Below are 26378 nucleotides of genomic sequence, written 5' to 3' on the forward strand. Positions count from 1 at the left end.
GTGCTGCATCAGTGCGGATCCACTGCCGCGATGATGCCGCCGCCCAGGCACACGTCGCCGTCGTAGAGCACGGCCGACTGGCCGGGCGTGACGGCCCATTGCGGCTCGGGAAAATCCAGCCGGAAGCCTTCGGGCGTGGCGCCCGAGACCAGGGCCGGCGAGTCGGGCTGGCGGTAGCGCGTCTTGGAGCCGTAGGCCTTGCCCTCGGCGGGCGCGTGGCCGGCCACCCAGCTGACCTGGTCGGCCAGCAGCGACTGCGACAGCAGCCACGGATGGTCATGGCCCTGCACCACGCGCAGCGTGTTGGTGTCCAGCTCCTTGCGCGCCACGAACCAGGGCTCGTGGTCGCCGCCGCCGCGCGGCGCGCCCTTTTCCTTGACGCCGCCGATGCCCAGGCCCGAGCGCTGGCCCAGCGTGTAGAACGACAGGCCCACATGCTTTCCCAGCTTGCGGTTGCGGTCGTCGAGGATGTTGCCGGGCTCCTTGCTGATGTAGCGGTTCAGGAAGTCGCGGAACGGCCGCTCGCCGATGAAGCAGATGCCCGTGGAGTCCTTCTTCTTCGCGTTGGGCAGGCCGATCTCCTCGGCAATGCGGCGCACCTCGGTCTTCTTCAGTTCGCCCACGGGGAACATGGACTTGGACAGCTGTGCCTGGTTGAGGCGGTGCAGGAAGTAGCTCTGGTCCTTGGCCGGGTCCAGCCCCTTGAGCAGCTCGAACAGCTGCGTGTCGGGGTTCTGGCGCACGCGGGCGTAGTGGCCCGTGGCGATCTTTTCGGCGCCCAGGCGCATGGCGTGGTCCAGGAAGGCCTTGAACTTGATCTCGGCATTGCACAGCACGTCGGGGTTGGGCGTGCGGCCGGCCTGGTACTCGCGCAGGAACTCGGCGAAGACGCGGTCCTTGTACTCGGAGGCGAAGTTCACATGCTCGATCTCGATGCCGACCACGTCGGCCACGGCGGCGGCATCGATGAAATCGACATTGGACGAGCAGTATTCGCTGTCGTCGTCATCTTCCCAGTTCTTCATGAAGATGCCGACCACTTCATGGCCCTGTTGCTTGAGGAGATGGGCCGTGACAGCGGAGTCCACACCGCCCGACAGGCCCACCACGACGCGGTGTTTAGTCATGGCAGCGATTATCCCCGCGCCCTTCAAAGGCTGCGCGCCACGGGCTTTGCAGCCCTGCGCCAGCAGGAATAATGGCCCTCTTGCCCCCTAGGAAACGCCCGCATGCGCTACGACCTGACCGATCTGAAGCTGTTCATGGCCATCGCCCAGGCCGGCAATCTCTCGCGTGCCAGCCAGGCGCGGCACCTGACGCCCTCGGCCGCCAGCCAGCGCCTGCGCAACCTGGAGCAGGCCCTGGGCTGCCAGCTGTTCACGCGCGAGCACAAGGGCATGCGGCTGACCGAGGAAGGCCACGCCATGCTCGAGCATGCGCGCGGCGTGTTCGCTGCCATCGACGGCATGGAGGCCGAGGCCGCCCTGCTGGGCAGCAGCCTGCAGGGCAAGGCAACGCTGGCGGCCAACAGCTCCTCGCTGCACGGCTTCATCGGCCCGCACATCGGCGAGTTCCTGACCGCCTTTCCCGAGGTGAACCTCACCCTGGTGGAGCAGACCAGCGAGACGATTGCCGCCAGCGTGGCCGAGGGCGAGGCCGACCTGGGCGTCTACGCGGGCGAGCCCATGGCGGGCGCCGTGGCCTGCGAAACCTTTGCGCTGGACCGCCTGGTGGTGATTGCCCCGCCCGGCCATCCGCTGGTGCCCCAGCCGGGCGAGAGGCCAGAGGACGGCGAAGGCCCTTCCTGCCGGTTCTTCGACACCCTGTCCCATGCCTTCGTGGGCATGGCGCTGACCAGCAGCAACTACGCCTTTCTGCGCGAGCTGGCCAAGCGCCATGGCCGGCCGCTGCGCTGCCGCATCCACGTGGACGATTTCACCTCCATCGTGCGGCTGGTCTCGCAGGGTGTGGGCCTGGCCATCATTCCGCACAGCATCTACCGTAGGCTCGGCACCGCGCATGCGGTGGCCTGCCTGTCGCTGGAGGAAACCTGGGCACGGCGCCCGCTGCAGCTGGTGCGCTCCAGCGAACGGCCGCTGACGCCCACCGCGCAGCGGCTGCGCAGCTTTCTGAAAGGGCTGGCCGACAAGGCCTAGGTTCAGGGCTGGGGCTGGGCTTGGGCCTTGGCCTGCTTGCGCTCCAGGAAGGCATTCATGTGGTGCTGCGGCTCGCCCGTGTTGAAGGCCGCGCCGAACTCGGCCACGCTGTCGGTGATGGCCGAGTCCACGCCCATGCCCTCCCAGCGGCGCAGCAGGCGCTTTTGCTGGCGCAGCGCCTCAATGCCGATCCCGCCCAGCCCCTCGGCAATCTGCGCGATGCGCGCATCGAGCTGGTCGCCGGGCACGCATTCGTTGAGCAGGCCCCAGCGCTCGGCCTGCAGGGCGCCGATGTTCTCGCCCGTGAGCAGCAGCCAGCTGGCGCGCGTGCCGCCGATCTGCGCGGGCATCATGGCCGCGTGGATCACCGAGGGAATGCCGACCTTGACCTCGGGCATGCCCACCACGGCATCATCGGCCGCGATGCGCAGGTCGGCCGCCATGGCCAGCTCCAGCCCGCCGCCCAGCGTATGGCCCTGCAGCCGGGCGATCACGGGCACGGGGAAATGCCGCACCGCGTTGCACAGGTCGCGCAGCCCGCTGATGAAGGCGCGTGCCGAGGCGGCGTTGAGCGACGCCATCTCGCGGATGTCCGCCCCCGCAACGAAGGCGCGCGTGCCCGATCCGCGCAGCACCAGGCAGTGCAGATCAGGGCGCTCGGCCAGCTCGGCCAATTGCGCGGTCAGCGCGCGGATCACGGGCGTGCCCAGGATGTTCAGCGGCCCGCCGCCGGTGATGGTGAGCACGGCGGTCTGCGGGGTGGGAAAGGTCACTTGTGCATGCACGGCAGATCTCCTCAAAGTTTCTCGAATCCGATGTCGCGGATCAGTTGGGACCAGGCGCGGTTGGAGCGCTCCACCGTCTGCCTGAACTGCGCAGGCTCCTGGAAGTCCACGACGGCGCCCTGCTGCTCGATGGTCTTGATCAGCTCGGGCTTTTGCAAGGTCTTGCGCATGGCTTCGCTGAGCCTGGCAAGAATGGCGGGATCGAGCCTGGCAGGCGCGCCCAGGCCGTACCAGGACATGTCGTTCATGGGCTTGAGACCGGCCTCGGCATAGGTGGGCACGCCGGGCAGGGCCGGCAGGCGCACGGGGCTGGACACGGCCAGGGCACGCAGCTGGCCGCCTGCGATCAGCGCGCCCGAGGACGGCATGTTGTCGAACACCACATCGAGCTGCCCCGCCATCAGGTCGTTGAGCGCCGGCCCCAGGCCCTTGTAGGGCACATGGGTGAGGGTGGTGCCCGTGGTGCTGCCGAACAGCGCACCGCTCAGGTGGCTGAGCCCGCCATTGCCCGAGGAGCCGTAGTTGAGCCGGCCCGGCGCGGCGCGCGCCGCGTCGCTCACATCCTTGGCGCTCTTGTAGGCCGAGCCTGCGCTGACCACCATCACGCCCGGCACATTGGCGATGTTGGTGATGGGGGTGAAGTCCTTCACGGGGTCATACGCGGGCTTGGCGTAGACGTTGGGATTCACGGCATGCGAGCTCTCCACCATCATCACCAGGGTGTAGCCGTCGGCCGGCTGCTTGGCCGCATAGGCCGAGCCCGTGCTGCCGCCCGCGCCGGGGCGGTTTTCCACCACCACGGGCTGGCCCAGCGTCTCGCCCAGGTAGCGGGCCGCCACGCGCGCGATCACATCGGTGGCGCCGCCCACCGCATAGGGCACGACCAGGCGTACGGGCCGCTCGGGATAGCTTCCTGCCCCTGCCGCCCCCGCTGCCCCTGCTGCATATGCCAGCGGCATCCCCGCCAGCGCGGCGGCTGCCACGGCGGCCTTCAGTGCTTTCATGCGTTTCGTCATCCTTGTCTCCTTCTTGGCTTGTCGATGTCTAGGGATTCAGAGGTCCTGCGGCGCCGCACCGAGCACGGGCGGCGGCGGCACCTGGGCGCCGCTGCCGGCCGGCACCATGGGGTTGCGCACCAGCTTCAGCGTGCCCAGCTGCGGGTGCTCCACCGTCTGCAGCATCTGGCGGTACCGGACCTGCGGATGGGCGAAGACCTGTTCCATGGTGTTGATGCAGCCCCAGGGCACCTGGGCGGTGTCCAGCGCATCGGTCAGGGCCTGCAGCGGCCAGCGGCCCAGCGCCGCGCGCAACAGCGGGCGCAGCTGCGGCATGCCGGTCAGGCGCGCGGCATTGGTGGCGAAGCGCGCGTCCAGGTGCCAGTCCGTGCCCAGCACGGAGCACAGGGCGGCGAACTGCCCGTCATTGCCGATGGCCAGGATGAAATGCCCGTCTTCGCAGGCAAACACCTCGTAGGGCGCGCAATTGGGATGGGCGTTGCCCGTGCGGCGCGGGTTCTCGCCGCTGACCAGGTAGTTGGCCGCCTGGTTGGCATTCATGGCCACGGCCACGTCCAGCAGCGCCAGGTCGATGTGCTGGCCGCGCCCCGTGCGCTGGCGCTGCACCACGGCCGCCAGCACGGCGCTGGTGGCATACATGCCCGTCATCAGGTCCACCACGGCCACGCCCGTGCGCAGCGGGCCCGCGCCCTCCTCGCCATCGGCCACGCCCGTGTAGCCCATGAGGCCGCCCAGCCCCTGGAACACATAGTCGTAGCCGGGCTTGTGCGCAAAAGGGCCGCTCTGGCCGAAGCCCGTGATCGACAGGTAGATCAGCCCGGGGTTGATCGCGGCCAGCGCCGCATAGTCCAGGCCGTGGCGCGCCAGCGCGCCGGCCTTGTAGTTTTCCACCAGCACGTCGGCATCGCGGATCTGGCGCAGCAGCCAGGCATGCGAGGCCGGCTCGGTGAAGTCCAGCGCCACCGACTGCTTGCCGCGGTTGCAGGACAGGAAGTAGGCCGACACGGCCTCGCCACCGGGCGCCTGCACGAAGGGCGGGCCCCAGGCGCGCGTGTCGTCGCCCGTGCCGGGACGCTCGATCTTGAGCACCGATGCGCCCAGGTCGGCAAGGTTCTGGGTGCACCAGGGTCCCGCCAGGATGCGGGACAGGTCCACCACGCGCAGGCCGTCGAGGGCGCTGGACAATCCATGGGTTTGTTGCATGGACTCCATGCTCGCGGCATGGCGCGCGGTGGTCCATCGGTCATTGCTTCATGCTGCGTTCGCGTGGGCTTCATGCTGCTTGTGCCTTGGCGCGTCCAGCGGCTTGCCTGCGCGGCAGGCAGGGGCCGGGTCTCGGCCCGGCGGCCGACCCCCTTTCTTGATCGCCAAGAAAGGGGGACAAAGAAGGCGACCCCGAATGTCCGCGACCCTTCGCTTCGCTGCGGGCAACCTGCACCGGGCCGCCTGCGGGGTTCGCCGTGAAACTCACTTCGCGCTGCGCGCTCCGTTCAGACAATCACGGCGAGTCAGATGACGAGGCAGTCCTGTCCTTCGGCAGGACTGCAACCCCGCAGACAACCCGGCGCAGGCGCTGACATACGGGGGAGTTGCTGCGGGCCGTCGCTGCGCTCGGCCCCTTTACCGGGCATGGGCTACTGCTTCCTCCACCGTTTCCCAGATGAACCGGCCCGACGGGCTTTGCTGCTCCTCCACCACATGCGCCACCAGCCCGGCCGCCCGCGAGATCACGGCAAAGCCGCGCATCACGGCTGTGGGCACGCCGATCTCGCCCAGCAGGGCGGCCACGGCCCCCGTGGCATTGATGGTGATGGGCCGGCCCGCTGCGGCGTCCACGGCGGCAGAGAGGATTTCGAGCGCGCGGATTCTGCTGCCCGCCAGTTCGGGTTCGGCGCGGCCCATGTCCAGCAGCTTGTAGGCGCGCGGGTCCACGGGCTTGTGCAGGTGGTGGCCAAAGCCGGGGACGGGGCTTTTCAACGCCTTGTGGTGCTGGGCGATGGCGCGGGCCTCGGCCTCGGGGTCGGCGGCGGCGGCGATGCGGTCGAGCAGCGCGGCGCAGTTCTCCATGGTGCCCACGAAGGAGCTGCCCACGGCCAGCAGGCCGGCCGAGACGGCGCCCTGCAGGTTCTCGGGCGCGCTCATGTAGATGAGGCGCGTGGCGATGGCGCTGGGCGTGAGGCCATGCTCCATGAGCACGATGAGCACCACATCGGCGATGCGCAGGTCCACGGGGCGCGGCGTGCGGCCCAGGATCTGCATCAGCATCACCTCGGTGAAGGTCTTCTTGCCCATCAGGTCCTCGACCAGGTCGGCATCGCGGTAATGCAGGCTGGTGAGGGTGTGGGTGCACAGGCGGGTGACGGGGGGTTGGGGGGTTGCCATGGCCAGGGTCTCCTTGTGATGGTGTGCGGGATCAACGGGGTGCCAGCGCAAGCTCGCGCACGGCCGTCTTGAGCAGCTTGCCCACGGGCGAGCGCGGCAGGCTGGCGTGAAAGTGGATGCGCTTGGGTGTCTGCACGGGGCCCAGGCGCTGGCGCACGAAGGCGATCAGCTCGGCCTCGTCCGGCCGCTGGTCGGGACGCAGTTCGGCGCGCAATTGCACGGCGGCCTGCACGGCCTCGCCCCAGTGGTCGTCGGGGATGCCGAAGACCACGCACTCGTGCACGGCCGGGTGCTGGCCCAGGGCGTTTTCCACATCCACGGGATAGACGTTGAAGCCGCCCGTGATGACCAGGTCCTTCAGGCGGTCCTTGAGGTGCAGGTAGCCCTGCGCATCGATCAGGCCCCGGTCCCCCGTGTGCAGCCAGCCGTCCACCAGGGTCTCGGCCGTCTTGCCGGGCAGGCGCCAGTAGCCGCTCATCAGCAGATCGCCGCGCGCCACGACCTCGCCCACCTCGCCCCGGGGCAGCAGGCGGCCGTCGGGCGACATGATGGCCAGGTCGCTGAACCAGGTGGCCCGGCCCACGGAGGTCCACAGGCCTTCGTCCTCGAAGTCCTCGGGCCGCATGGCCGTGAGGATCTGCGGTGCCTCGGTCTGGCCATAGGTGGTGGCCAGCACGGGGCCGAAGAAGGCGCGCACCTGGCGGATTTTCTCGGGCGGCATGGCGGCGCCGCCGTAGATGAGGCGGCGCAGGCCGGGGAAGTCCGCACGGCTGGCGTCCGGCAGCGCCATCAGCATGTAGATCAGGGTGGGCGGCATGAAGCACACGGTGCCGCCGCGCAGGGCAAAGGCGCTGCGCACGGCCCCGGCACCCACGCCGTCCAGCAGCACATGGCAGCCGCCCTGCGCCAGGATGGGCAGCAGATAGGTGGACGTGCCATGCGTGATGGGCGCGGCCATGACGTAGCGGTCATGCTCATCGAACCCCCAGGCCTGGATCTGGTTGGCAATGCCGGCCATCCAGGCGCGGCAGGGCTGCATCACGCCCTTGGGCAGGCCCGTGGTGCCGCCCGTGAACTTGATGGCCTGGATGGCATCGGCGGGCAGGTCGGGCACCACGGGAACGGCGCCACTGTGCGCCTGCTCCAGCGCCGCCGTGCCCTCGCCCAGCACCAGGTGGATGCCCGGCGCCCCCTGCACCAGTGCAGCGCCGCCGGCATCGCACAGCACGATGGAAGGCTCGGTGGCATCGATGATGCGGCGCACCTCGGACTGCGTGCTCTTGGGATTGAGCGGCACCCAGACCTTGCCGCTGGCCATCACCGCCAGCAGGGCGGCGATATGGTCTGCGCTGTTGCCCGCGCAGATGCCCACGCGGCTTTGCACGGCGGGCTCCAGCGCCTGCAGGCCGGCCGCCAGCGCGGCCACCTTGCGGGCCAGCGCGTCATAGCGGATGCAGCCGCCCGGCGCGTCGATGGCGATGCGCTGCGGCCAGCGCTCGGCCGCGCGCCAGAAAAAATCAATGGGTTGCATGGGGGTCGTCTCCTTGTGGGGCGGTTGTGTCGAGCTTTTGCCGAACGTGTGTCGAACTACTGGGCGGTGGCGCCCGAGGCCTTGACCACCTCGCGCCAGCGCTTGATCTCCGACGCCGCAAAGCTGCGCATCTGCGCCGGGGTGCCGGGTTCGGGCGTGGCGGCCATCTCGCCCAGGCGCTGGCGCAGCTCGGGTGCGGCCAGGGCGGTGTTCAGGGCATGGTTCAGGCGCTCGATCACGGCGGGCGGCGTGCCCGCAGGGGCAGCCAGGCCGAACCACGACTGCACATCGAAGCCCGCATAGCCCGACTCCGCCAGCGTGGGCACATCGGGCAGCAGCGCCGAGCGCCGGGCGCTGGTGATGGCGATCGCGCGCAGCTTGCCGGCCTGCACATGGGGCAGGGCCGAGGGCGCGTTGTCGAACATGGAATCCACCTGCCCGCCCAGCAGGTCGGTGATGGCCGGTGCGCTGCCCCGGTAGGGCACGTGCAGCATGCGCAGGCCCGACAGCTGCCGGAACATCTCGCCCGACAGGTGGATCGACGAGCCGCTGCCCGACGAGGCGAAGCTGATGCCCTGCGCACTCTGCCGGGCGTGGCGCACATAGTCGGCCACGTTCTGTATGGGCAGGCGCGGGTTGACCACGAGGATGTTGGGAATCTTGGCGATCAGGCCGATGGGCTCGAAGTCCTTGACCGGGTCATAGCCGAGCCGGGGGTAGAGCGAGGCATTGATGGTGTTGGCAATGGTGTAGACATACAGCGTGTAGCCGTCCGCAGGCGCCCGCGCCACGGCTTCGGCGCCCACATTGCTGTTGGCGCCCGTGCGGTTGTCCACCACCACGCTCTGGCCCAGCTGCTCGCCCATCCGGGCGGCCACCAGACGTGCGATCACATCGGTGGCGCCGCCGGCCGCATAGCCCACCACCAGCCGCACGGGCCGGGCCGGCCAGGCCGCCGGCTGCGCCAACGCGGCGGTCGCGGCGGCCATGCCGGCCAGTGCGCAGGTGAAGGAACAGGCCAGCAGGCGCCGGCGCGCCCACGGATTGAAACGGGCAGGGGTTGTCATGTCTTGTCTCCAGGTGATCGTTCTGATGTCCGCTTATGTCTGCCTGTGTGGGCTTTCGACGGCCTGCGGCACACTGCGCGCTGCACGCAGGCCCTTTTCTGCCCTGCCTGCAATCACCGGGAAATTCTTTTCCATGCCTTCGCGCAGCACCAATCCAAACGTCCGGCCAGCGGACATTCCAGTCTCCGCCGACGATGCCGGCAGCCGCACGCTGCGCCGTGGCCTGCAGGTGCTGGACGCCGTGCTGGCTGCAGGCCGCGAAGGCCTGCGCGTCGCTGACCTGTGCCGCGCCACCGGGCTGGAGCGCGCCACGGTGTACCGCCTGCTGTCTACCCTGGTGGACAGCGGCTATGTGGCGCACAGGGGGCGCTTCGGCTATGCGGCCGGCCACCGGCTGGCGGCCACGGCCGCCAGCGCGGGCCAGCCCAACATGGCCGTGCGGCTGCAGCCCGTGCTGGAGCGCGTGAGCGCGGGCTGCGCGGACGCGGCGTTTGCCATCGTGCGCGAAGGCGCGGCATCGCACTGCATCGCCCGCCATGTGGGCACGCATCCGGTGCAGATCCTGGTGATCCAGGTGGGCACGCGCCAGCCGCTGGGCGTGGGAGCTGCGGGCCTGGCCCTGCTGGCCGCCCTGCCCGATGCCGAGGTGCAGGCCGCGATGGCGGCCAACGCGCCCGTGCTGGAGCAGTACGGCGGCATGACGCCCGAGCGCATGGCCCTGCTGGTGAAGGCCACGCGCCAGCGCGGCTGGTCCGTCATCGGCAACCACGCCACGCGCGGCGTGCTGGCCGTGGGCATGGCGGTGCGCAATGCCGAAGGCGAGCCCGTGGCCGCCGTCAGCGTGGCCTCCACGCTGGAGCGCATGCCCGGCGAGCGCCAGAAGCTGATTGCGCGCTCGATAGGCGAGGCCCTGGCGGCCCTGCTGCCGCGCGGCATCTGAGGCCAAGCCCCGGTCTGCACCGACAATCGGCGCTGCACACCACGAGCGCCGCCCCCATGGAACTGAGACAACTCCGCTACTTCGTCCGCATCGTCGAACTGGGCTCCATGAGCCGCGCCGCCCTGGACCTGGACATGGTCCAGTCCGCGCTGAGCCAGCAGGTCAGCCGCCTGGAAAGCGAGCTGTCCACCCGGCTGCTGCAGCGCACGCCGCGCGGCGTGGTGCCCACCGAGGCGGGCGTGGCCTTCTTCCGCGAGGCCCAGCTCACGCTGCGCCATGCCGAGCAGGCCGTGCGCAGCGCGCAGCAGGCGCGGCTGTCGGGCTCGGTCAGCGTGGGCCTGGCGCCCACCACCTCGGCCATGCTGGGCCTGCCCATGATGCAGGCCATGCGCGCGCGCTACCCCGATGTGCGCCTGCACATGGTGGAAGGCATGTCCGGCCACCTGACCGACATGCTCAATGCGCGCGCGCTGGACATGGCCGTGCTGTTCGACGCCCGCCTGCACGGCGGTCAGGCCCGCGCAGGCGGGCGGCGCTGGCAGGTGCACCCGCTGATCGAGGAAGAGCTGTTCCTGATCCGCGCACGCGGCCACCACCCCGAGCCGCTGCCGCCGCAGATGGCGCTGGCCGACCTGGCCGGCGAATCGCTGATCCTGCCCACGGGTCTGCACGGCCTGCGCAGCACGCTGGACACGGCCTTCTCGCAGGCGCGCTTCACGCCGCATCTGGTGCTGGAGGTGGACTCGCTGTCCATGGTCATGGCGGCCGTGGATGCAGGCCTGGGCAGCACGGTGCAGCCCTGGGCCTCCATGGGCCGCTATGCCGATGCCGCGCAGCGCTTCGAGTGGTCGCGTATCACGGACAAAGATGCCCTGCGCACCAACTTGCTGTGCAGCCTGTCCGAGGATGAGCTGTCGCCCGCCGCCCTGGCCGCGCGCGTGGTGCTGATCGACTGCGTGCGCCAGCTGCTGCGCGGCGGTGCCTGGGCTGGCACGGCCCTCATCCATCACGAAGACTGATACCCCCATGCCGGCGGGCCCCTGCCCGCCGCGCGGCGTTCTCCCTACATTCGCACTCCCCACGATGGCGAATGCAAGGAGAACTCCATGGACCCCGATGTCCTGGTCATAGGCGGCGGCAATGCCGCCCTGTGCGCGGCCCTGATGGCGCGCGAGGCAGGCCGCAGCGTGCTGCTGCTGGAGGCGGCGCCGCGCGACTGGCGCGGCGGCAATTCCGGCCACACGCGCAACCTGCGCTGCATGCACGACGCGCCCCAGGACGTGCTGGTCGAGGCCTACCCCGAAGAGGAGTTCTGGCAGGACCTGCTCAAGGTCACGGGCGGCATCACCAACGAGCACCTGGCGCGCATGGTGATCCGCGCCTCCTCCACCTGCCGCGACTGGATGCGCCGCCACGGCGTGCACTTTCAGCCGCCGCTGTCGGGCGCCCTGCATGTGGCGCGCACCAATGCCTTCTTCATGGGCGGCGGCAAGGCCCTGGTCAATGCCTACTACCGCAGCGCCGAACGGCTGGGCGTGCAGGTGCGCTACGCGTCGCCCGTGGACCGGCTGGAGATCGAGGACGGCGAGTTCAAGGCCGCCTGGGTGGGCGAGCAGCGCATCACCGCAAAGACCTGCGTGCTGGCGGCGGGCGGCTTCGAGTCCAACCGCGAGTGGCTGCGCGAGGCCTGGGGGCAGAACGCACGCGGCGAATGGCCGTCCGACAACTTCCTGATCCGCGGCACGGCCTTCAACCGCGGCGTGCTGCTGCGCCACCTGCTCGAAGACCATGGCGCCGACCGCATCGGCGACCCCACCCAGGCCCACATGGTGGCCATCGATGCGCGCGCGCCGCTGTACGACGGCGGCATCTGCACGCGCATCGACTGCGTCTCGCTGGGCGTGGTGGTCAACCGCGAGGCCGAGCGCTTCTACGACGAGGGCGAGGACTTCTGGCCCAAGCGCTATGCCATCTGGGGCCGCCTGGTGGCCCAGCAGCCGGGCCAGACCGCCTGGTCCGTCATCGACGCCAAGGCCATTGGCCGCTTCATGCCGCCGGTCTTCCCGGGCGTGCGCGCCGACTCCCTGCCCGAGCTGGCACGCAAGCTGGGCCTGGACGAGGAACGCTTCATGCAGACCCTGGATGCCTACAACGGCGCCTGCCGCGTCGGCCACTTCGACCACACGGCGCTGGACGACTGCCACACCGAGGGCCTGGCGCCCGCCAAGACCCACTGGGCCCGCCCCATCGACACGGCGCCCTTCTACGGCTACCAGCTGCGCCCCGGCGTGACCTTCACCTACCTGGGTCTGGAGACCGACGACACGGCGGCCGTGCGCTTTGCCGGCCGGCCCAGCACCAGCCTGTTCGTGGCCGGCGAAATGATGGCCGGCAACGTGCTGGGCAAGGGCTATACGGCCGGCGTGGGCATGTCCATCGGCACGGCCTTCGGCCGCATCGCGGGCCGCAACGCAGCCCTGGCCGCCGCGGGCCACCCCGCCGTGCGCGGCGCAGTGACAGAGAAGGCTTGACCGAGATGCAGACCCTGAACGCCCTGGCCCAAGAAGCCCAGGACCTGGCCGCCGGCCGGGTCATTCCCATCCTGCCGGTTTCCACCGAAACGGCCGCCGAAGGCGAGGTGGCGCGCGCCCTGCAGATCTGCAACGCCTGCCGCTACTGCGAAGGCTTTTGCGCGGTCTTCCCGGCCATGACGCGGCGCCTGGAGTTCGGCAAGGCCGATGTGCACTACCTGGCCAACCTGTGCCACAACTGCGGCGCCTGCCTGCATGCCTGCCAGTACGCGCCGCCGCACGAGTTCGCCATCAACATCCCCAAGGCCATGGCCGAGGTGCGCGGCCAGACCTATGCCGACTACGCCTGGCCGCCCGCCCTGGGGCGCCTGTACCAGAGGAACGGGCTCACGCTGTCGCTGGCCCTGGCCGCAGGCCTGTCCCTGTTCCTGGTGCTGGCCGTGGCCCTGCAGGGCGGCCTGGGCCGGCTGTGGGGCGCCGACCTGGGCGCCAACTTCTACAACCTGTTCCCGCACAACCTGCTGGTGGGCATCTTCGCGCCCGTGTTCCTGTTCGTGGTGCTGGCACTGGCCATGGGCGTGCGCCGCTTCTGGAAGGACGTCAAGCCCGCCACCGGCGGCGTGGACGTGGGCACGCCGGCGGCGGCCGAGGCCGCGCACGACGTGCTGCGCCTCAAATACCTGGACGGCGGCCACGGCGAGGGCTGCCACAACGACGACGATGCCTACACCCTGAGCCGCAGGCGCTTTCACCACCTGACCTTCTACGGATTCATGCTGTGCTTTGCGGCCACGGCGCTGGCCACGGTCTACCACTACGTGTTCGGCTGGGCCGCGCCCTACGAATTCCCCAGCCTGCCCAAGCTGCTGGGCGCCGTGGGCGGCACCAGCCTCATGCTGGGCACCGCAGGCCTGTGGCGCCTGAACCGCAGGCGCCACCCGCTGCATGGCGACGCGCGCCAGAAACCCATGGACCTGGGCTTCATCGCCCTGCTGTTCCTGGTCGCCGCCAGCGGCATGGCGCTGTGGCTGGGCCGCGGCACGCCGGCCCTGGCCCTGCTGCTGTGCCTGCATCTGGGCGCGGTGATCGCCCTGTTCGCCACCCTGCCCTACGGCAAGTTCGCGCACGGCGTGTTCCGCACGGCATCCCTGCTGCGCCACAACACCGAAAAGCGCCAGCCCAGCCCCATCGGGCTGGGCGCCGACTAGCCGCATCCGCCCCGATTCCCAGCCAATGACGGAGACAACCCCATGATGAACAAGCGCAACTTCCTGCACGCCAGCGCCCTGGCCGCCTCCCTGCTCGCACTGGCCGCCAGTGCGCAGGCCCAGGACTTTCCTCCCAAGAAGCCCGTGTCCCTGGTCGTGGGCTTCGCCGCCGGCGGCGCCGCAGATGCGGCCGCGCGCCTGATCGCCAAGAAGCTGGGCGAGAACATCGGCCAGAGCGTGGTGGTGGAGAACAAGGGCGGCGCGGGCGGCAACATCGCCCACCAGCAGGTGGCCAACGCGGCGGCCGACGGCTCGGTGCTGCTGTTCGGCTCGGTGGGGCCGCTGACCATTGCGCCGCACCTGATGAAGCTGCCCTACGACCCCTTCAAGGACCTGGCGCCCATCTCGGGCGGCGTGAACTTTCCCAACGTGCTGGTGGTGCACAAGGGCGCGGGCGTGAAGACCCTGGCCGAGTTCGTGGCCAAGGCCAAGAAGAACCCGGGCACGGTGGACTACGCCTCGACGGGCGCGGGCTCGGCCTCCCACCTGGCAGGCGAGCTGTTCAACCAGCGCGCGGGCATCGACATGGTGCACGTGCCCTACAAGGGCGGCGCGCCCGCGCTGCAGGACCTGCTGGGCGAGCGCGTGACCAGCTACTTCGCCGCGCCGCCCACGGCCCTGCCCCACATCGAGGCCGGCAAGCTGATCCCGCTGGCCACCACGGGCCTCACGCGCCCGGCGTACATGCCCGACATCCCTACGGTGGCCGAAGCCGGCTATCCCGGCTTCGAGGCGCTGAACTGGTATGCCTTCGTGGCACCGGGCAAGACGCCCAAGCCGATGCTGGACCGCTGGAACACCGAGATCGTCAAGGTACTCAATGACCCTGGCGTCAAGGAGGCGCTGAACAAGCACGGCCTCACCCCCCAGCCCACCACGCGAGCCGAGTTCGCGGCCTTCATGAAGAAGGAATACGAGCAGTGGGGCAGGCTGGTGAAGGAGCGAAAGCTCTCGGCGGAGTGAGCGGCTTGCGCCCGTTCAGAGCTTGATCGGCTTGCGTGCCACGGGCGCTGCAAATCCCGCGCACAGGCGGTTCCAGACATTGATGCTGCCGATGGCATAGGTCAGCTCCACCATCTCGCGCTCGCTGAAATGCGGGCGCAGCGCCTCGAAGTCCTGCTGCTCGGGATGGGCCTGGCTCAGGCGCGTGCAGCGCTCGGCCCAGTTCAGGGCGGCGCGCTCGCGCCCGTCGTAGAAATCCACCTCGGGCCAAGTGACGATGCTGTTGATGCGCTGCAGGTCCTCGCCTCGGGACAGCAGTTCGCGCGTGTGCATGTCCACGCAGAAGGCGCAGCCGTTGATCTGCGAGACGCGCAGGAACACCAGCTCCAGCAGCTGGATGCCCAGGCTGGACTCGTGCAGCAGCGCGTTGATGCCGGCCTGGGCCTTGTACAGCTCGGGGGCGACGGCCTGGAAGTTCAGGCGCGGCGTGGGGGCGGCAAGAGGACGGGCGCCGGTGGCAGCGGAAGATGAAGCGGTCATGGAAAACACTCCTTGAGGGATGTAGCAGCCGGCCGGAATGGCTGGCCCATACCTTCAAGACGCGCGGGGCGTGCGCGTTGTGACAGCGTGGGCAAAAATTTTTTCGCAGCCCCGGCCCCCATCCCCCATTCCCGCCCCGGCTGGCGCTCAATCCGCCACGATGCGCCGCTCCGTGGCGATCTTGCGGTACAGGGCGTTCTCGGCCGCGATCTCGCGCGCGAACTCCTCGGGGCGGTTGCCGATCACGCGCGAGCCCGTGTCCTCGATCTGGCGGCGCACCTCGGGGCTGGCCAGTGCGCGCTGGGCGGCCGCATGCAGGCGCGCCACGATCTCGGGCGACAGCCCCTTGGGGCCGTAGATGCCATAGAAGGCGCTGCGGTTGACAGGCTCCAGCCCCAGCTCCTTGAAGGTGGGCACCTGGGGCAGCTGGGCCAGGCGCTCGGGCGCGGCCACCGCCAGCGCGGTGAGCCGGCCCGCCTTGATGAAGGGCAGGGCCGAGGGCAGGTTGTCGAAGACGATGGGCACCTGGCCCGCCACCGCATCGTTGAGCGCGGGGCCCGATCCCCGGTAGGGCACATGCGTGAGCGACAGCCCCGAGCGGCTGGACATCAGCTCCATCAGCATGTGGCCTATGGAGCCCGTGCCCGCCGTGCCGTAGGCATGCTTGCCGGGGTTCTTCTTCACCTCGTCCACGAAGGCCGTAAAGCTCTGCGCCTTGAAGCCCGGATGCACGGCCAGCACATTGGGCGTGGCCGCAATGTTGGTGATGGGCGTGAAATCGGTGAGCGGGTTGTAGGGCAGGCGCGGGTTGATGGCCGGATTGGTGGCCGTGGTGGACACGGTGGCCACGCCCAGCGTGTAGCCGTCGGGCTGGGCGCGCGCGGCCTCGTGCGCGCCGATGGCGCCTCCGCCGCCGCCCTTGTTGTCCACCACCAGCGGCTGGCCCAGGGCCTCTGCCATGCGCGGCGCGATCGCGCGCGCCACGATGTCGGTGGTGCCGCCGGCCGCAAACGGCACGATCAGGCGCACCGGGCGCGTGGGATAGGCGCCGGCATCGGCCGCCATGGCGCCCGGTGCGGCACCAGCGGCCAGCAGCAGGGCGCACAGGCTGCGGCGTGAAGTGAAGTGGTTCATGGGATGTCTCCTGGGAATGGCTGTGTTTTGAACGGACGGTGGAGGTTTCTGTCAGGCCGATGCGCGGCGCACGATGTGCGAGCGGTCCAGCGCGCCGCAGGAGGAGGCGCCCAGCATGGCCAGGTTGCGGTCCACCTCGTCGCGCAGCAGGCCGATGGCGTGCAGCACGCCGGCCTCGCCGCCCACGGCGGCGGCGTAGTTGAAGGGCCGACCCACCAGCACCATGCGCGCGCCCAGCGCCACGGCCTTGAGCACATCGGAGCCGCGCCTGAAGCCCCCGTCGATCAGCACGGGATAGTCCGGCCCCAGGGCCGCCACCACGTCCTCAAGAATGCGCATGGCCGACACCGCGCCGTCAAGCTGCCGCCCGCCATGGTTGGACAGCACGATGCCGTCGGCCCCCACGCGCCGGGCCTGCAGCGCATCCTCCACGCTGAGCACGCCCTTGATGACCAGCGGCCCCTTCCAGCGGCGGCGGATGGCCTCGATGTGGCGCCAGCTCAGGTGGTCGCGTGCCGAAAAATCGCGCATCACGCTGGACGACATGATGGGCGCGCCGCGCGTGGCAAAGGAGTTCTCGAAATGCGGCATGCCGTGGCGCAGCAGCGTGCGCAGGAACGTGCCCGCCACCCAGCCCGGGCGCACCATGCCGTCCCAGGCCAGGCGCAGGCTGGGCTTGAGCGGCGTGGAAAAGCCGGTGCGGATGTTGTTCTCTCGGTTGGCGGAGATCGGTATGTCCACCGTCACCACCAGGGTGCGAAAGCCTGCGCGCTCCACGCGGTCGATCAGCGCGTCGATGCGGGCCTGGTCCCCGGGGATATAGGCCTGGAACCAGGTGGCCGGGCTCTCGCGCGCCACCTCCTCCATGGGAATCAGCGAAGTGCCGCTCATCACCGAAACAATGCCCGCGCGCTGGGCCGCGCGGGCCAGCACCAGGTCGCCCCGGTAGGTGGACAGCGCATTGATGCCCATGGGCGCAATGCCGAAGGGGCTGGCATAGCGCTCGCCGAACAGCTCCACGGCCTGCGAGCGCTGCGACACATCGGCCAGCACGCGCGTGGTCAGGCCCCATTCGCCGAACACCTCGCGGTTGTCGCGCAGCGAGGCGTTGTCCTCGGCCGCCCCGGCGATGTAGCCGAAGATGGGCCGGGGCAGCCTGCGACGCGCGGCCTCCTCGAAATCATGCAGCGACAGCATGCGGCGCAGCACGGCCGGGGCGCGCGGCGCCGGCAGGGCGGATGCCGAAGGCGTGGAGGCAGAGGAGGAAGCGATGGCGGCCATGGTGCGGACCTCGGAATGTTCAGGAGCCGGCGCCACTGTAGGCCGCCCATCCATTGAATGAAAGTGGATTATTTAGAATTCACTTGTTCGCTTTTTGCCAATGAAAAACCCATGTCCACACCCTCGGTCAAGCAGCTCGAAGCCTTCTGGTGGGCCGCCACCTGCAGCAACTTCGCCACGGCAGCGCAGCGCGTGCACCTGTCCGTGTCCTCGCTGTCCAAGCGCATCACGGAACTGGAGTCCGCGCTGGGCCAGCCGCTGTTCGACCGCAGCGGCCACCGCGCCGTGCTCACCGATGCCGGCCAGCGCCTGCTGCCCGCCGCGCTGGAGGTGCTCAACGCCATGGCTGCGCTGGGCCAGGCCCTGGACACGCGCGAGGCGCTGGCCGGGCATTGCCGCTTCGGCGTGGGCGACCTGTCGGCGCTGACCTGGCTGCCGGCCTTCGTGGCCGCCGCGCGCCAGGCCCATCCGCAACTGGTGCTGGAGCCCCATGTGGACGTGGGCGGCGTGCTGGAGCAGCGCCTGGACGACGGCGAGCTGGACTTTGCCGTCATCGCGGGCCGCTCCTCGCGCAGCAGCCTGCTGTCCCGCCCCGTGGGCGCCGCGCGCTTTGCCTGGGCCGTGGCCCCCGGCCTGGCAGGCGCGGGCCGCCTGGGCGCCACGGCCCTGCTGCAGCGCCATGCGCTGGTCACCCTGCCCCCGCAAGCCGGCACCACGCGCCTGCTGGACGACTGGCTGCTCGCCCAGGGCGCCAGCGTGCGCGAGCGCATCCTGTGCAACAGCTGGGGCGCCGTGGCCGGCATGCTGCGCGCCGGCCTGGGCGTGGGCTTCCTGCCCACCGGCTGGATCGCCGCCCTGGGCCTGCGCGCCGTCGGGGGTGCCCACCCCAAGGCTGCCCTCGCGCCTCTGCACTACGCCTTCCAATGGCGACGCGGCGACGCCCGCGCCCTGATCCCGGCCATGCAGCAACTGGCGCAGGCGCAGGTGGATTTCACGGTGATGCCGGGGTTGGTGGGTGCAGGGCGATGAAGGCAAGGCAGCGGACTATCCGCATGCCTGCGGTATGACCTGGGATCAAGAATCGAAGCGACCGGTAGTCCGCACGGTCAATCCCCACTTCACTGGCAAAGTTCTGCACACTCGCCCGATGCCTGAAAGCTCCCTCAACCAGATCCTTGCCGACAACTTGGCTCTCCACATGGAGAAAAAGGGCTTGAAGCAAATGGCGCTGGCCAAAAAATGCGGAGTGGGCCAGACAACGATCAGCCTGTATCTGAGCCCGGATCGGCGCAAGCCGGGCAAGGATGGCAAGGCCGGCTCCGCCAAGCTCACCGAAGTGGAGATGCTGGCAAGGGCCCTGGAAGTGGAGCCATGGGAATTGCTGCGGCCAGCCCGCAGCGGCAATCCGTGAGCGCAACAGGCAAAGCAGCGGCGTGATCCACGTCAGCCACATTGCGCAGCAAGACGCTGCTGGCGCGCACTGAGCCAGCCGAGGTTTCGCGCCTATGGCGTGGGATGCACGCCCTCCCCCCACTCCACCAACTGCGGCCGCACCTGCACCACCTGCCCCGCGCGCAGGCCTTCGCCATCGATGGCGCGGAAGGCCTCGGCCATCAGGCCTTCGACGTTCTGGCGCACCATGTGCACCGGAAAGCGCAGGCATTCGGCATAGGGGTCCCAGTCATAGCTGCCAAAGCTGCATTGCACCAGTTCCGCATCGGGCAGTGCGCGCAGGAAGCGGATGGCGCCCTGCAGCGTGATGCCCGATGAGAACAGCAGGGCGCGCGGCAGGCCGCCCAGGCGCTGGTAGAGCGCGGCCATGGCAAGGCGGGCCGCTTCGGGGTCGTAGCCGCAGCAAATGATGTGCTCGTCCGCCACCGGCGTGTGGGGCGCCAGGGCTTCGCGAAAACCGGCCAGGCGCTGCTCGGTGGCGTACTCCTTGCGGACGCCGCCCAGAAAGCAGACGGCGTCCTGCGGCGCACCTGCCGGGGGCCTGGAGCGCGCCAGCAGCAGGCGTGTGAGTTCGGCCGCACCCCAGCGGTTGTCGCTGGTGACGGAGGGCGCCTTTTTCCCGGGAAGATCCACGTTGACATGGCGCACGCCGGCCTGGCGGCATTCGGCGCTGATGGCGTCGGGCCGGGTGGCGCCCGTGACGATGAGGTGCTCCACACGAAAGGCGATCAGCGAGCGCACGGTCTCCACCTCCAGCGCGCCGTCGCGCAGCGTGCTGACCACCAGCGGGCACAGGCCGCGCTCATGGGCCATGCGCTCGAAGGCCTGGGACAGCGCGCCGAAGAATCGGTCCTCATGCGTGGGAATCACCATGCCGATCAGCCCCGAGCGCTGGCGGCGCAGGCCGCTGGCCTGGCGGTTCACGGCAAAGCTGTGTTCCTGGGCGAGCTGCTGCACGCGGCGCGCGGTCTCCTCGCTGATGCGCCGCGACTGCCAGCTGCCGTTGAGGATGGCGCTGACCGTCGAGGCCGAGGTGCCGGCCAGTTCGGCCAGGTCGTAGATGGTGGATGTTCGGGGGCGGTTCACGGTGCTCTGCAGGGGTTGGGACGGGAGCGCTCGGCGGCCATCGTAGCCGCTGCGGCAGCGATTCGGGCGGACCGGCACCGGCACGCAGCAGCGGCCCGGGAAATCCCGCATCGGCAATGGAAGTCCATCTGTCTATAGTTTGCGCAATCGATTGTGCAAAACAGAGGGAGGAGCGCCATGTTCCATGGATTCAGCCGGTTCTCGAGAGCACTGCTGGCCTGCACCCTGGCGGTGCTGGCGGGCGCGGCCAGTGCCGAGGATGTGTCGGTGGTGGCCAAGGTCGGGGGCATTCCGTGGTTCAACGCCATGGAGACCGGCATCCGCAAGGCAGGCCGCGAGCTGGGCATCTCCAGCGGCATGGTCGGCCCCACCGAGGCCGATGCGGCCCAGCAGGTGCGCGCGGTCGAGGACCTGATCGCGCGCCGCAGCAAGGTCATCGCCGTGGTGCCCAATGACGCCAGGGCGCTGGAGCCCGTGTTCCGGCGTGCGCGCAGCGCAGGCATCAAGGTGCTCACGCACGAGTCGCCCGACCAGAAGGGCGCCGACTGGAACATCGAGCTGAGCAGCGTCGCGGGCTTTGGCGAGCGCCACATGGACAGCCTGGCCAAGGCCATGGGTGGCGAAGGCAAGTACGTGGTCTTCGTGGGCTCGCTGACCGTACCGCTGCACAACGCCTGGGCCGATGCGGCCATCGCCCACCAGAAAAAGCAGTGGCCGAAGATGCAGCTGGTGTCCGAGCGCTTTGGCGTGGCCGAGAGCCTGGACGACTCCTACCGCAGCGCCCAGGACCTGATGCGCGCGCACCCCGACCTCAAGGGCTTTCTGGCCTTCGGCAGCCAGGGCCCCATTGGCGCGGGCCGCGCGGTGGCCGATGCGCGCAAAGCCGAGCGCGTTGCCGTGGTGGGCTCGTTCTCGCCGGGCCAGGGCGCAAAGCTGGTGCGCGACGGCGTGATCCGCGAGGGCTTCATCTGGAACCCCGCGCTGGCCGGCGAGGTGATCGTGCATGTGGGCAAGATGCTGATCGACGGCCGCGAGCCCACGGACGGCATGGAGATACCGGGCCTGGGCAAGGTCCAGGTGGACCGCGAGCGCCGCAACATCCAGGGCCAGAGGCTGGAGCCGATCAACCGGCAGACCATAGACCGGCTGGTCAGCCTGGGCCTGTGAGCCGCGCGCTGCCATGGATGCCACCACAACGGCGCTGGTCCGCATGCAGGCGGTCACCGTGCGCTTTGGCGACGCCACGGCGCTGCATGCGCTGGACTGGGACGTGATGCCCGGCGAGGTGCACTGCCTGATGGGCAGCAACGGCAGCGGCAAGAGCACGGCGATCAAGGTGCTCAGCGGCGTGCACGCGCTGCAGCCGGGCGCGCGCATCGACATCGGCGGACAGCCCGTGCAGCGGCTGGACCCGGCGCTGGCCAAGTCCCTGGGCATTCAGGTGATCTACCAGGACCTGTCGCTGTTTCCCAACCTGAGCGTGGCCGAGAACATTGCCTTTGACCAGGCCATGGGCCGCTGGTGGGCGCCCGTGCGCCGCAGGCGCCAGCGCGCGGCGGCCCGGGCCGTGATGCAGCGCCTGGGCATTGCGCTGCCGCTGGATGTGCGGGTGGGCGACCTGCCCATTGCGGGCCGCCAGCTCGTGGCCATCTGCCGGGGCATGGCGGCCCGGGCCAGGCTGCTGTTCATGGATGAGCCCACGGCCTCGCTCACGCGCGCCGAGGTCGATGCGCTGCTGGCCGTGGTGCGCCGGCTCCAGGCCGATGGCATGGCCATCGTCTTCGTGAGCCACAAGCTGGATGAGGTCATGGAGATCGCCGACCGCGTCACCGTGCTGCGCGACGGGCGCAAGCTGGGCACCTGGCCCGCCGCGCAACTGTCGGGCAGGCAACTGGCCACGCTGATGACCGGGCAGGAAGTGGATGAACGACTGCATGCGCGTGACATGTCCGCCGCGCCCGCGCTGCTGGAAGTGCGCGGCCTGGGCCGCGACGGCGACTACGAGGACGTGAGCTTCGACGTGCGCGAGGGCGAGATCCTGGGCCTGACCGGGCTGCTGGGCGCGGGCCGCACCGAGCTGGCCCTGGGCCTGTTCGGCATGCGCAGGCCCGATCGCGGCAGCATCCGCCTGGGCGGCCGCACGTTGGTGCTGCGCAGCAACCGCGACGCCATGGCGGCGGGCATTGCCTATGTGCCCGAGGACCGCCAGTCCATCGGCCTGAACCTGCGCCAGTCCGTGCAGGACAACCTGGTGCTGGCCATGCTGCCGCGCCTGTCCGGCCCGCTGGGCTGGCTGCCTGCCAGCCGCCGCGCCGCCACCGCAGCCCAGTGGCGCGACCGCCTGCACATGCGCCTGCCCGCGCTGGACGCACCCGTGCACCAGCTGTCCGGCGGCAATGCCCAGCGCGTGGTGCTGGCCCGCTGGCTGGCGACCGCGCCGCGCGTGCTGATCCTCGACTCGCCCACCGTGGGCGTGGACATCGGCAATCGGCAGGGCATCTTCGAGATCGTGCACGGGCTCGCCGCACAGGGCATGGCGGTGATCGTCATCTCGGACGAGGTGGCCGAGGTCCATGCCCACTGCGACCGCGTGCTGCACATGCGCGGCGGGCGCATGGCCGGCGAGTTCGTGCCGGGGGTGCATTCCGAAAGCCAGATCGAGGAGGCCGTCCATGCCTGAACACGCACACGCGCTGCTGCAACACCCCGTGGCCCGGCTGGGCCTGGCCATTGCCGCCATGGCCCTGCTGTTCGGCGCCCTGGCGCCGGGCTTCTGGACGCTGGGCAACTGGATGGACGTGGCCGAGGGCGCATCGGTCACCGCCATCATGGCCGTGGGCCTGCTGGTGGTGCTGGTCGCGGGCGGCATCGACATCTCGTTTGCCGCCACGGCCACGGTGGCGCAGTACCTTGCGGCCCTCGCGGCCACACGCCTGGGCTGGGCACCGGCGGCCAGCATCGCGCTGGGCCTGGCCACGGGACTGGCGCTGGGCGCATTCAACGCCCTGCTTATCCACCGCCTGCGCGCCACCTCCATCATCATCACCATCTCCACGCTGAACCTGTACTTCGCGCTGCTGATGCATGGCACGGGCGGCCGGTCCATCTACGACCTGCCGTCGTGGTGGAGCGATTCAGTGGTGCTGGCCCGCTTCGCGGGCACCGACGGCACAGACCCCGTGCGCCTGACCCTGCCCATCGCCGTGGCCGCTGCGGCCGCCCTGCTGACCGCACTGCTGCTGGGCCGCAGCGCGCTGGGGCGGCGCCTGTACGCCTTCGGCGGCAACCCCGAGGCCGCGCACCGCATGGGCATCGGGCTGGGCGCCATCCAGGGCGTGGCCTATGGCTGGCTCGGCATGATGGCGGCCATCGCAGGCCTGGTGCAGGCGCACCGCGTGGGCGAGTCGGTGCCCAACGCGCTGGTCGGCACGGAGCTGTTCGTGCTCGCGGCCGCCGTGCTGGGCGGCGCTAGCCTGTTCGGCGGCACGGGCAGCGTGGGCGGCGTGCTGATGGGCGTGCTGCTGCTGGCCGTGCTGCGCAACGGGCTGAACCTGCTGGGCGTGTCGCCGTATTTCTTCCAGGTGCTGCTGGGCGCCGTGGTGCTGGCCTGCGCCGCCGCAACGGGACTGCGGCGCACGCAGCGACGCAACCAGCAGCGCAGCGCTGACGCCACTCCTGCAGCGCCTTTGGCGAGGGCCGCGCCATGAACCGCAGCACTGGCGCGCCGCTGGGCCTGATCGCGCTGCTGGCGCTGCTGTGCGCCGTGTTCACGCTGCTGCTGCCCGGCAGCTTCGCCACCCTGGGCACGCTGCAATCGGTGCTGCTGCAGATCCCGGAACTGGGCCTGCTGGCACTGGCGCAGATGTTGCCGCTGGTCAGCGGCGGCATCAACCTGGCCGTGGTCGCCAGCGCCAACATGGCGGGTCTGGCCATGGCCTGGGTGCTGGTGGGAGGCCTGTCGGCGCTGGGCCTGGACCTGTCGGGCCATGAGGGCCTGCTCATCGCCGCAGCACTGGCCGTGGGCGCCCTCGCCAGCCTGCTGGTGGGGCTGGCCAGCGGCTGGCTGGTGGCGCGCGTCCATGCCCATCCCATCCTTGTCACCCTGGGCACCATGTCGCTGATCAACGGCCTGTGCGTCTGGCTCACGCGCGGCAAGCCCATTGCAGGCTTTCCCGAGGCCTTCCAGGCCCTGGGCTCCGCCCAGTGGCTGGGCCTGCCGCTGCCGTTCTGGATCTTCGCCGCCGTGTGCCTGCTGGTGGGCCTGTACCTGGGCAGCACACGCCACGGGCTGGCCATCCGCATGGTCGGCTCCAATGCCGAGGCCACGCGCCATGCGGGCATCGATACGCGCCGCGTGCTGATCGGCGTCTACACCCTGTCCACGCTGCTGTGCTGGATTGCGGCCGTGCTGATGATGGCGCGCTTCAACTCGGCCAGCGCGGGCTATGCCCAGTCCTACCTGCTGGTCACGGTGCTTGCGGCCATCCTGGGCGGCACCGATCCCATGGGCGGCTTCGGCCGGGTGTCGGGGCTGTTCGTCGCCCTGCTCATCCTGCAGGTGCTGTCCAGCGGGGTGAACCTGCTGGGCGCCAATGCCCAGCTAACGCAGGCCCTGTGGGGCGCCACCATGATCGCCGCCGTGGCCGCGCGCCACCTGCTGGCGCGCTGGCGGGGCCGTGCCCGGGCACCCGCCGAACCCTCCCCTTCACGCTCTCGCAGAGTCCACCCGGAGCCCCTATGAACCCCCTCGGCATCCACGCCCTTGTCTGGGCCGGCGACCTGTCGCCGGCCTCCACCCGCCATGTGATCGAGCGGACGCGCCAGGCCGGTTACGACCTGGTCGAGCTGTCCCTGCACGGCCCCCGGCTCATGGACCTGGCGCTCACGCGTGATCTGCTGCAGGAGCATGGCCTGGGCGTAGGCTGCTCGCGCGGGCTGACCTTCGAGGCCGATGTCTCCAGCGAAGACCCCACCGTGGTCGCGCGCGGCCTGGCGCTGCTGCAAGAGGGCGTGGACATCACGGCGCGCCTGGGCGGGCGCTATTTCGGCGGCATCCTCTACGGCGCCATGGCGAAATACGGCCACCCGTGCACACCACAGGGCCGGCGCAACGCGATCGAGGCCGTGCGGCGCATTGCCGACTTCGCGGGCGAGCGCGGCGTCACGCTGGGCCTGGAGGTGGTCAACCGCTACGAAAGCAACCTGCTCAACACGGCCGAGCAGGCGCTGGAATTCATCGACGAAGTCGGCAAGCCCAATGTCTGCGTGCACCTGGACACCTACCACATGAACATCGAGGAAGCCGACCTGGCCGCGCCCGTGCTGGCCTGCGGCCAGCGGCTGGGCTACGTGCACATCGGCGAGAACCACCGCGGCTACCTGGGCGCGGGCCACATCGACTTCGCGCAGTTCTTCGGTGCGCTCGCGCAGATCGGCTACCAGGGCACCGTCACCTTCGAGAGTTTCTCGTCGGCCATCGTCAACGAGCAGTTGTCGAACGCGCTGGCCATCTGGCGCCCGATGTGGGAAGACGGCATGGACCTGGCCCTGCACGCACGCGGCTTCATGGCAGACGGGCTGGCCAGCGCGCAGCAGGCACGCGCATGACGGCCATCCTGCCGCCCGAAGCCCTGGCGCGTGCGTTTGCGCTGGCGCGCCCCGGCCCCCGACGCCTGCTGGGCCTGACGGGCCCGCCCGGCGCAGGCAAGAGCACGGCCTGCGCCGCCCTGCTGCAGGCGCTGGGCCCGCTGACGGCGGCCGTGCCCATGGACGGCTTCCACCTGGCGCAGTCCGCGCTGGAGCGCCTGGGCCGTGCACAGCGCAAGGGCGCGCCCGACACCTTCGACTCGGCCGGCTACGTGGCCCTGCTGCGCCGCCTGCGCGCGCCCGTGGCCGGTGAAACGGTCTACGCCCCCGAATTCCGGCGCGCCATCGAGGAGCCCATTGCAGGCGCCATCGCCATCGCGCCCGGCGTGCCCCTGGTCATCACCGAAGGCAATTACCTGCTGATGGATGAACAGGATGCGCCGGGCACGCACTGGCATGCCGTGCACACGCTGCTGGACGAGGTCTGGTACGTGGACATGGACGACCGCCTTCGCATCGAACGCCTGACCCGCCGCCACGAACTCCACGGCCGCAGCCCCCAGGCCGCACGCGACTGGGTGGCGCAGGTGGACGAGCCCAATGCGCGCCGCATTGCGGCAACGCGGGGGCGGGCGGATTGGGTGTTGCGCTGGGGGTGAGGCTGCCGGACACAGCCCCCGC

At 70.1% G+C, this 26378-nt stretch carries 25 protein-coding genes; 14 read left to right on the forward strand and 11 right to left on the reverse strand.

Annotated elements, in window-relative coordinates; translation table 11 throughout:
• Positions 1 to 8: 8 nt before the first annotated feature.
• The gene (mnmA, locus tag DA1_RS15285; RefSeq protein WP_034389700.1) at positions 9 to 1127 is read right to left on the reverse strand and encodes a tRNA 2-thiouridine(34) synthase MnmA; all 1119 of its coding nucleotides are present in this window, start codon (positions 1125 to 1127) and stop codon (positions 9 to 11) included.
• Positions 1128 to 1229: 102 nt separating this feature from the next.
• On the opposite strand from mnmA, the gene DA1_RS15290 reads away from it, so the two are divergent.
• The gene (locus DA1_RS15290) at positions 1230 to 2156 is read left to right on the forward strand and encodes a LysR substrate-binding domain-containing protein (RefSeq protein ID WP_034389698.1); all 927 of its coding nucleotides are present in this window, start codon (positions 1230 to 1232) and stop codon (positions 2154 to 2156) included.
• A 2-nt stretch (positions 2157 to 2158) separates the two neighbouring features.
• On the opposite strand, the gene DA1_RS15295 is transcribed toward DA1_RS15290, so the two are convergent.
• The 6 genes from DA1_RS15295 to DA1_RS15320 all read right to left on the reverse strand — a co-directional run bounded on the left by DA1_RS15295 (position 2159) and on the right by DA1_RS15320 (position 8937).
• The gene (locus DA1_RS15295) at positions 2159 to 2941 is read right to left on the reverse strand and encodes an enoyl-CoA hydratase (RefSeq protein WP_013804640.1); all 783 of its coding nucleotides are present in this window, start codon (positions 2939 to 2941) and stop codon (positions 2159 to 2161) included.
• 11 nt (positions 2942 to 2952) lie between these two features.
• Entirely contained in the window at positions 2953 to 3957 is a 1005-nt protein-coding gene (locus tag DA1_RS15300) for a Bug family tripartite tricarboxylate transporter substrate binding protein (protein ID WP_034389696.1), read from the reverse strand.
• A 36-nt stretch (positions 3958 to 3993) separates the two neighbouring features.
• Positions 3994 to 5160 (reverse strand): CaiB/BaiF CoA transferase family protein, encoded by a 1167-nt coding sequence (locus tag DA1_RS15305; RefSeq protein ID WP_174549396.1) that lies wholly within the window; start codon positions 5158 to 5160, stop codon positions 3994 to 3996.
• Between the two features lie 417 nt (positions 5161 to 5577).
• The gene (locus DA1_RS15310) at positions 5578 to 6339 is read right to left on the reverse strand and encodes a citryl-CoA lyase (RefSeq protein ID WP_034398065.1); all 762 of its coding nucleotides are present in this window, start codon (positions 6337 to 6339) and stop codon (positions 5578 to 5580) included.
• A gap of 31 nt (positions 6340 to 6370) precedes the next feature.
• On the reverse strand, positions 6371 to 7870 hold the full coding sequence (locus DA1_RS15315; protein WP_034389693.1) for a class I adenylate-forming enzyme family protein: 1500 nt from the start codon (positions 7868 to 7870) through the stop codon (positions 6371 to 6373).
• A 56-nt stretch (positions 7871 to 7926) separates the two neighbouring features.
• Entirely contained in the window at positions 7927 to 8937 is a 1011-nt protein-coding gene (locus DA1_RS15320) for a tripartite tricarboxylate transporter substrate binding protein (protein WP_034389692.1), read from the reverse strand.
• A 133-nt stretch (positions 8938 to 9070) separates the two neighbouring features.
• On the opposite strand from DA1_RS15320, the gene DA1_RS15325 reads away from it, so the two are divergent.
• The 5 genes from DA1_RS15325 to DA1_RS15345 all read left to right on the forward strand — a co-directional run bounded on the left by DA1_RS15325 (position 9071) and on the right by DA1_RS15345 (position 14639).
• Complete coding sequence (locus DA1_RS15325; RefSeq protein WP_013804645.1) at positions 9071 to 9877, forward strand: IclR family transcriptional regulator; 807 nt, start codon at positions 9071 to 9073, stop codon at positions 9875 to 9877.
• A gap of 56 nt (positions 9878 to 9933) precedes the next feature.
• The gene (locus DA1_RS15330) at positions 9934 to 10896 is read left to right on the forward strand and encodes a LysR substrate-binding domain-containing protein (RefSeq protein ID WP_012202727.1); all 963 of its coding nucleotides are present in this window, start codon (positions 9934 to 9936) and stop codon (positions 10894 to 10896) included.
• Between the two features lie 87 nt (positions 10897 to 10983).
• Complete coding sequence (gene tcuA / locus DA1_RS15335; protein WP_034389691.1) at positions 10984 to 12408, forward strand: FAD-dependent tricarballylate dehydrogenase TcuA; 1425 nt, start codon at positions 10984 to 10986, stop codon at positions 12406 to 12408.
• 5 nt (positions 12409 to 12413) lie between these two features.
• Entirely contained in the window at positions 12414 to 13616 is a 1203-nt protein-coding gene (tcuB, locus tag DA1_RS15340; protein WP_034389690.1) for a tricarballylate utilization 4Fe-4S protein TcuB, read from the forward strand.
• Positions 13617 to 13658: 42 nt separating this feature from the next.
• Positions 13659 to 14639 carry a Bug family tripartite tricarboxylate transporter substrate binding protein gene (locus DA1_RS15345; RefSeq protein WP_174549397.1) on the forward strand — a complete coding sequence of 327 codons (981 nt, stop codon included), beginning with the start codon at positions 13659 to 13661 and terminating at the stop codon, positions 14637 to 14639.
• A 15-nt stretch (positions 14640 to 14654) separates the two neighbouring features.
• On the opposite strand, the gene DA1_RS15350 is transcribed toward DA1_RS15345, so the two are convergent.
• The 3 genes from DA1_RS15350 to DA1_RS15360 form a co-directional block, all read right to left on the reverse strand.
• Positions 14655 to 15158, reverse strand: coding sequence for a carboxymuconolactone decarboxylase family protein (locus tag DA1_RS15350; RefSeq protein ID WP_034398063.1), 504 nt, complete (start codon positions 15156 to 15158; stop codon positions 14655 to 14657).
• 147 nt (positions 15159 to 15305) lie between these two features.
• Complete coding sequence (locus tag DA1_RS15355; protein ID WP_034389689.1) at positions 15306 to 16292, reverse strand: tripartite tricarboxylate transporter substrate binding protein BugE; 987 nt, start codon at positions 16290 to 16292, stop codon at positions 15306 to 15308.
• 51 nt (positions 16293 to 16343) lie between these two features.
• The gene (locus tag DA1_RS15360) at positions 16344 to 17573 is read right to left on the reverse strand and encodes an alpha-hydroxy acid oxidase (RefSeq protein ID WP_013804649.1); all 1230 of its coding nucleotides are present in this window, start codon (positions 17571 to 17573) and stop codon (positions 16344 to 16346) included.
• A 111-nt stretch (positions 17574 to 17684) separates the two neighbouring features.
• Here DA1_RS15360 and DA1_RS15365 point away from each other — a divergent pair, with 111 nt between their 5' ends.
• Together DA1_RS15365 and DA1_RS15370 are read left to right on the forward strand one after the other, a co-directional pair.
• Positions 17685 to 18602 (forward strand): LysR family transcriptional regulator, encoded by a 918-nt coding sequence (locus tag DA1_RS15365; protein ID WP_013804650.1) that lies wholly within the window; start codon positions 17685 to 17687, stop codon positions 18600 to 18602.
• A 34-nt stretch (positions 18603 to 18636) separates the two neighbouring features.
• A complete protein-coding gene (locus tag DA1_RS15370) occupies positions 18637 to 18984 on the forward strand; it encodes a helix-turn-helix domain-containing protein (RefSeq protein ID WP_155294164.1) in 348 nt (115 codons plus the stop codon).
• Positions 18985 to 19076: 92 nt separating this feature from the next.
• Here the strand turns inward: DA1_RS15370 and DA1_RS15375 are convergent, their stop codons facing one another.
• Positions 19077 to 20111 (reverse strand): LacI family DNA-binding transcriptional regulator, encoded by a 1035-nt coding sequence (locus DA1_RS15375; RefSeq protein ID WP_230590697.1) that lies wholly within the window; start codon positions 20109 to 20111, stop codon positions 19077 to 19079.
• Between the two features lie 177 nt (positions 20112 to 20288).
• Here DA1_RS15375 and DA1_RS15380 point away from each other — a divergent pair, with 177 nt between their 5' ends.
• From DA1_RS15380 to DA1_RS15405, 6 genes are read left to right on the forward strand one after another with little or no spacing between them, the layout of a single operon-like run.
• Positions 20289 to 21278, forward strand: a complete 990-nt coding sequence (locus DA1_RS15380; protein ID WP_034389684.1) for a substrate-binding domain-containing protein — start codon at positions 20289 to 20291, stop codon at positions 21276 to 21278.
• A gap of 13 nt (positions 21279 to 21291) precedes the next feature.
• Positions 21292 to 22791, forward strand: coding sequence for a sugar ABC transporter ATP-binding protein (locus tag DA1_RS15385; RefSeq protein ID WP_034389682.1), 1500 nt, complete (start codon positions 21292 to 21294; stop codon positions 22789 to 22791).
• The gene (locus DA1_RS15390; protein WP_034389680.1) at positions 22784 to 23818 is read left to right on the forward strand and encodes an ABC transporter permease; all 1035 of its coding nucleotides are present in this window, start codon (positions 22784 to 22786) and stop codon (positions 23816 to 23818) included. Before DA1_RS15385 ends, DA1_RS15390 begins: the two co-directional genes overlap by 8 nt.
• Positions 23815 to 24852 (forward strand): ABC transporter permease, encoded by a 1038-nt coding sequence (locus DA1_RS15395; RefSeq protein ID WP_034389678.1) that lies wholly within the window; start codon positions 23815 to 23817, stop codon positions 24850 to 24852. The genes DA1_RS15390 and DA1_RS15395 overlap by 4 nt, the downstream gene beginning before the upstream one ends.
• Complete coding sequence (locus tag DA1_RS15400) at positions 24849 to 25718, forward strand: sugar phosphate isomerase/epimerase family protein (RefSeq protein ID WP_034389676.1); 870 nt, start codon at positions 24849 to 24851, stop codon at positions 25716 to 25718. Before DA1_RS15395 ends, DA1_RS15400 begins: the two co-directional genes overlap by 4 nt.
• Positions 25715 to 26356, forward strand: coding sequence for a nucleoside/nucleotide kinase family protein (locus DA1_RS15405; RefSeq protein WP_034389673.1), 642 nt, complete (start codon positions 25715 to 25717; stop codon positions 26354 to 26356). The genes DA1_RS15400 and DA1_RS15405 overlap by 4 nt, the downstream gene beginning before the upstream one ends.
• Positions 26357 to 26378 lie beyond the last annotated feature (22 nt).

It is taken from the genome of Delftia acidovorans NBRC 14950, from assembly GCF_001598795.1.
GTDB classification, from domain to species: domain Bacteria; phylum Pseudomonadota; class Gammaproteobacteria; order Burkholderiales; family Burkholderiaceae_C; genus Comamonas; species Comamonas acidovorans.

Coding starts and splice junctions, on each gene's coding strand:
- mnmA (WP_034389700.1), bottom strand. CDS start 1,127: ATGACTAAACACCGCGTCGTGGTGGGCCTGTCGGGCGGTGTGGACTCC.
- DA1_RS15290 (WP_034389698.1), top strand. CDS start 1,230: ATGCGCTACGACCTGACCGATCTGAAGCTGTTCATGGCCATCGCCCAG.
- DA1_RS15300 (WP_034389696.1), bottom strand. CDS start 3,957: ATGACGAAACGCATGAAAGCACTGAAGGCCGCCGTGGCAGCCGCCGCG.
- DA1_RS15305 (WP_174549396.1), bottom strand. CDS start 5,160: ATGCAACAAACCCATGGATTGTCCAGCGCCCTCGACGGCCTGCGCGTG.
- DA1_RS15310 (WP_034398065.1), bottom strand. CDS start 6,339: ATGGCAACCCCCCAACCCCCCGTCACCCGCCTGTGCACCCACACCCTC.
- DA1_RS15315 (WP_034389693.1), bottom strand. CDS start 7,870: ATGCAACCCATTGATTTTTTCTGGCGCGCGGCCGAGCGCTGGCCGCAG.
- DA1_RS15320 (WP_034389692.1), bottom strand. CDS start 8,937: ATGACAACCCCTGCCCGTTTCAATCCGTGGGCGCGCCGGCGCCTGCTG.
- DA1_RS15325 (WP_013804645.1), top strand. CDS start 9,071: ATGCCTTCGCGCAGCACCAATCCAAACGTCCGGCCAGCGGACATTCCA.
- DA1_RS15330 (WP_012202727.1), top strand. CDS start 9,934: ATGGAACTGAGACAACTCCGCTACTTCGTCCGCATCGTCGAACTGGGC.
- tcuA (WP_034389691.1), top strand. CDS start 10,984: ATGGACCCCGATGTCCTGGTCATAGGCGGCGGCAATGCCGCCCTGTGC.
- tcuB (WP_034389690.1), top strand. CDS start 12,414: ATGCAGACCCTGAACGCCCTGGCCCAAGAAGCCCAGGACCTGGCCGCC.
- DA1_RS15345 (WP_174549397.1), top strand. CDS start 13,659: ATGATGAACAAGCGCAACTTCCTGCACGCCAGCGCCCTGGCCGCCTCC.
- DA1_RS15350 (WP_034398063.1), bottom strand. CDS start 15,158: ATGACCGCTTCATCTTCCGCTGCCACCGGCGCCCGTCCTCTTGCCGCC.
- DA1_RS15355 (WP_034389689.1), bottom strand. CDS start 16,292: ATGAACCACTTCACTTCACGCCGCAGCCTGTGCGCCCTGCTGCTGGCC.
- DA1_RS15360 (WP_013804649.1), bottom strand. CDS start 17,573: ATGGCCGCCATCGCTTCCTCCTCTGCCTCCACGCCTTCGGCATCCGCC.
- DA1_RS15365 (WP_013804650.1), top strand. CDS start 17,685: ATGTCCACACCCTCGGTCAAGCAGCTCGAAGCCTTCTGGTGGGCCGCC.
- DA1_RS15370 (WP_155294164.1), top strand. CDS start 18,637: ATGACCTGGGATCAAGAATCGAAGCGACCGGTAGTCCGCACGGTCAAT.
- DA1_RS15380 (WP_034389684.1), top strand. CDS start 20,289: ATGTTCCATGGATTCAGCCGGTTCTCGAGAGCACTGCTGGCCTGCACC.
- DA1_RS15385 (WP_034389682.1), top strand. CDS start 21,292: ATGGATGCCACCACAACGGCGCTGGTCCGCATGCAGGCGGTCACCGTG.
- DA1_RS15390 (WP_034389680.1), top strand. CDS start 22,784: ATGCCTGAACACGCACACGCGCTGCTGCAACACCCCGTGGCCCGGCTG.
- DA1_RS15395 (WP_034389678.1), top strand. CDS start 23,815: ATGAACCGCAGCACTGGCGCGCCGCTGGGCCTGATCGCGCTGCTGGCG.
- DA1_RS15400 (WP_034389676.1), top strand. CDS start 24,849: ATGAACCCCCTCGGCATCCACGCCCTTGTCTGGGCCGGCGACCTGTCG.
- DA1_RS15405 (WP_034389673.1), top strand. CDS start 25,715: ATGACGGCCATCCTGCCGCCCGAAGCCCTGGCGCGTGCGTTTGCGCTG.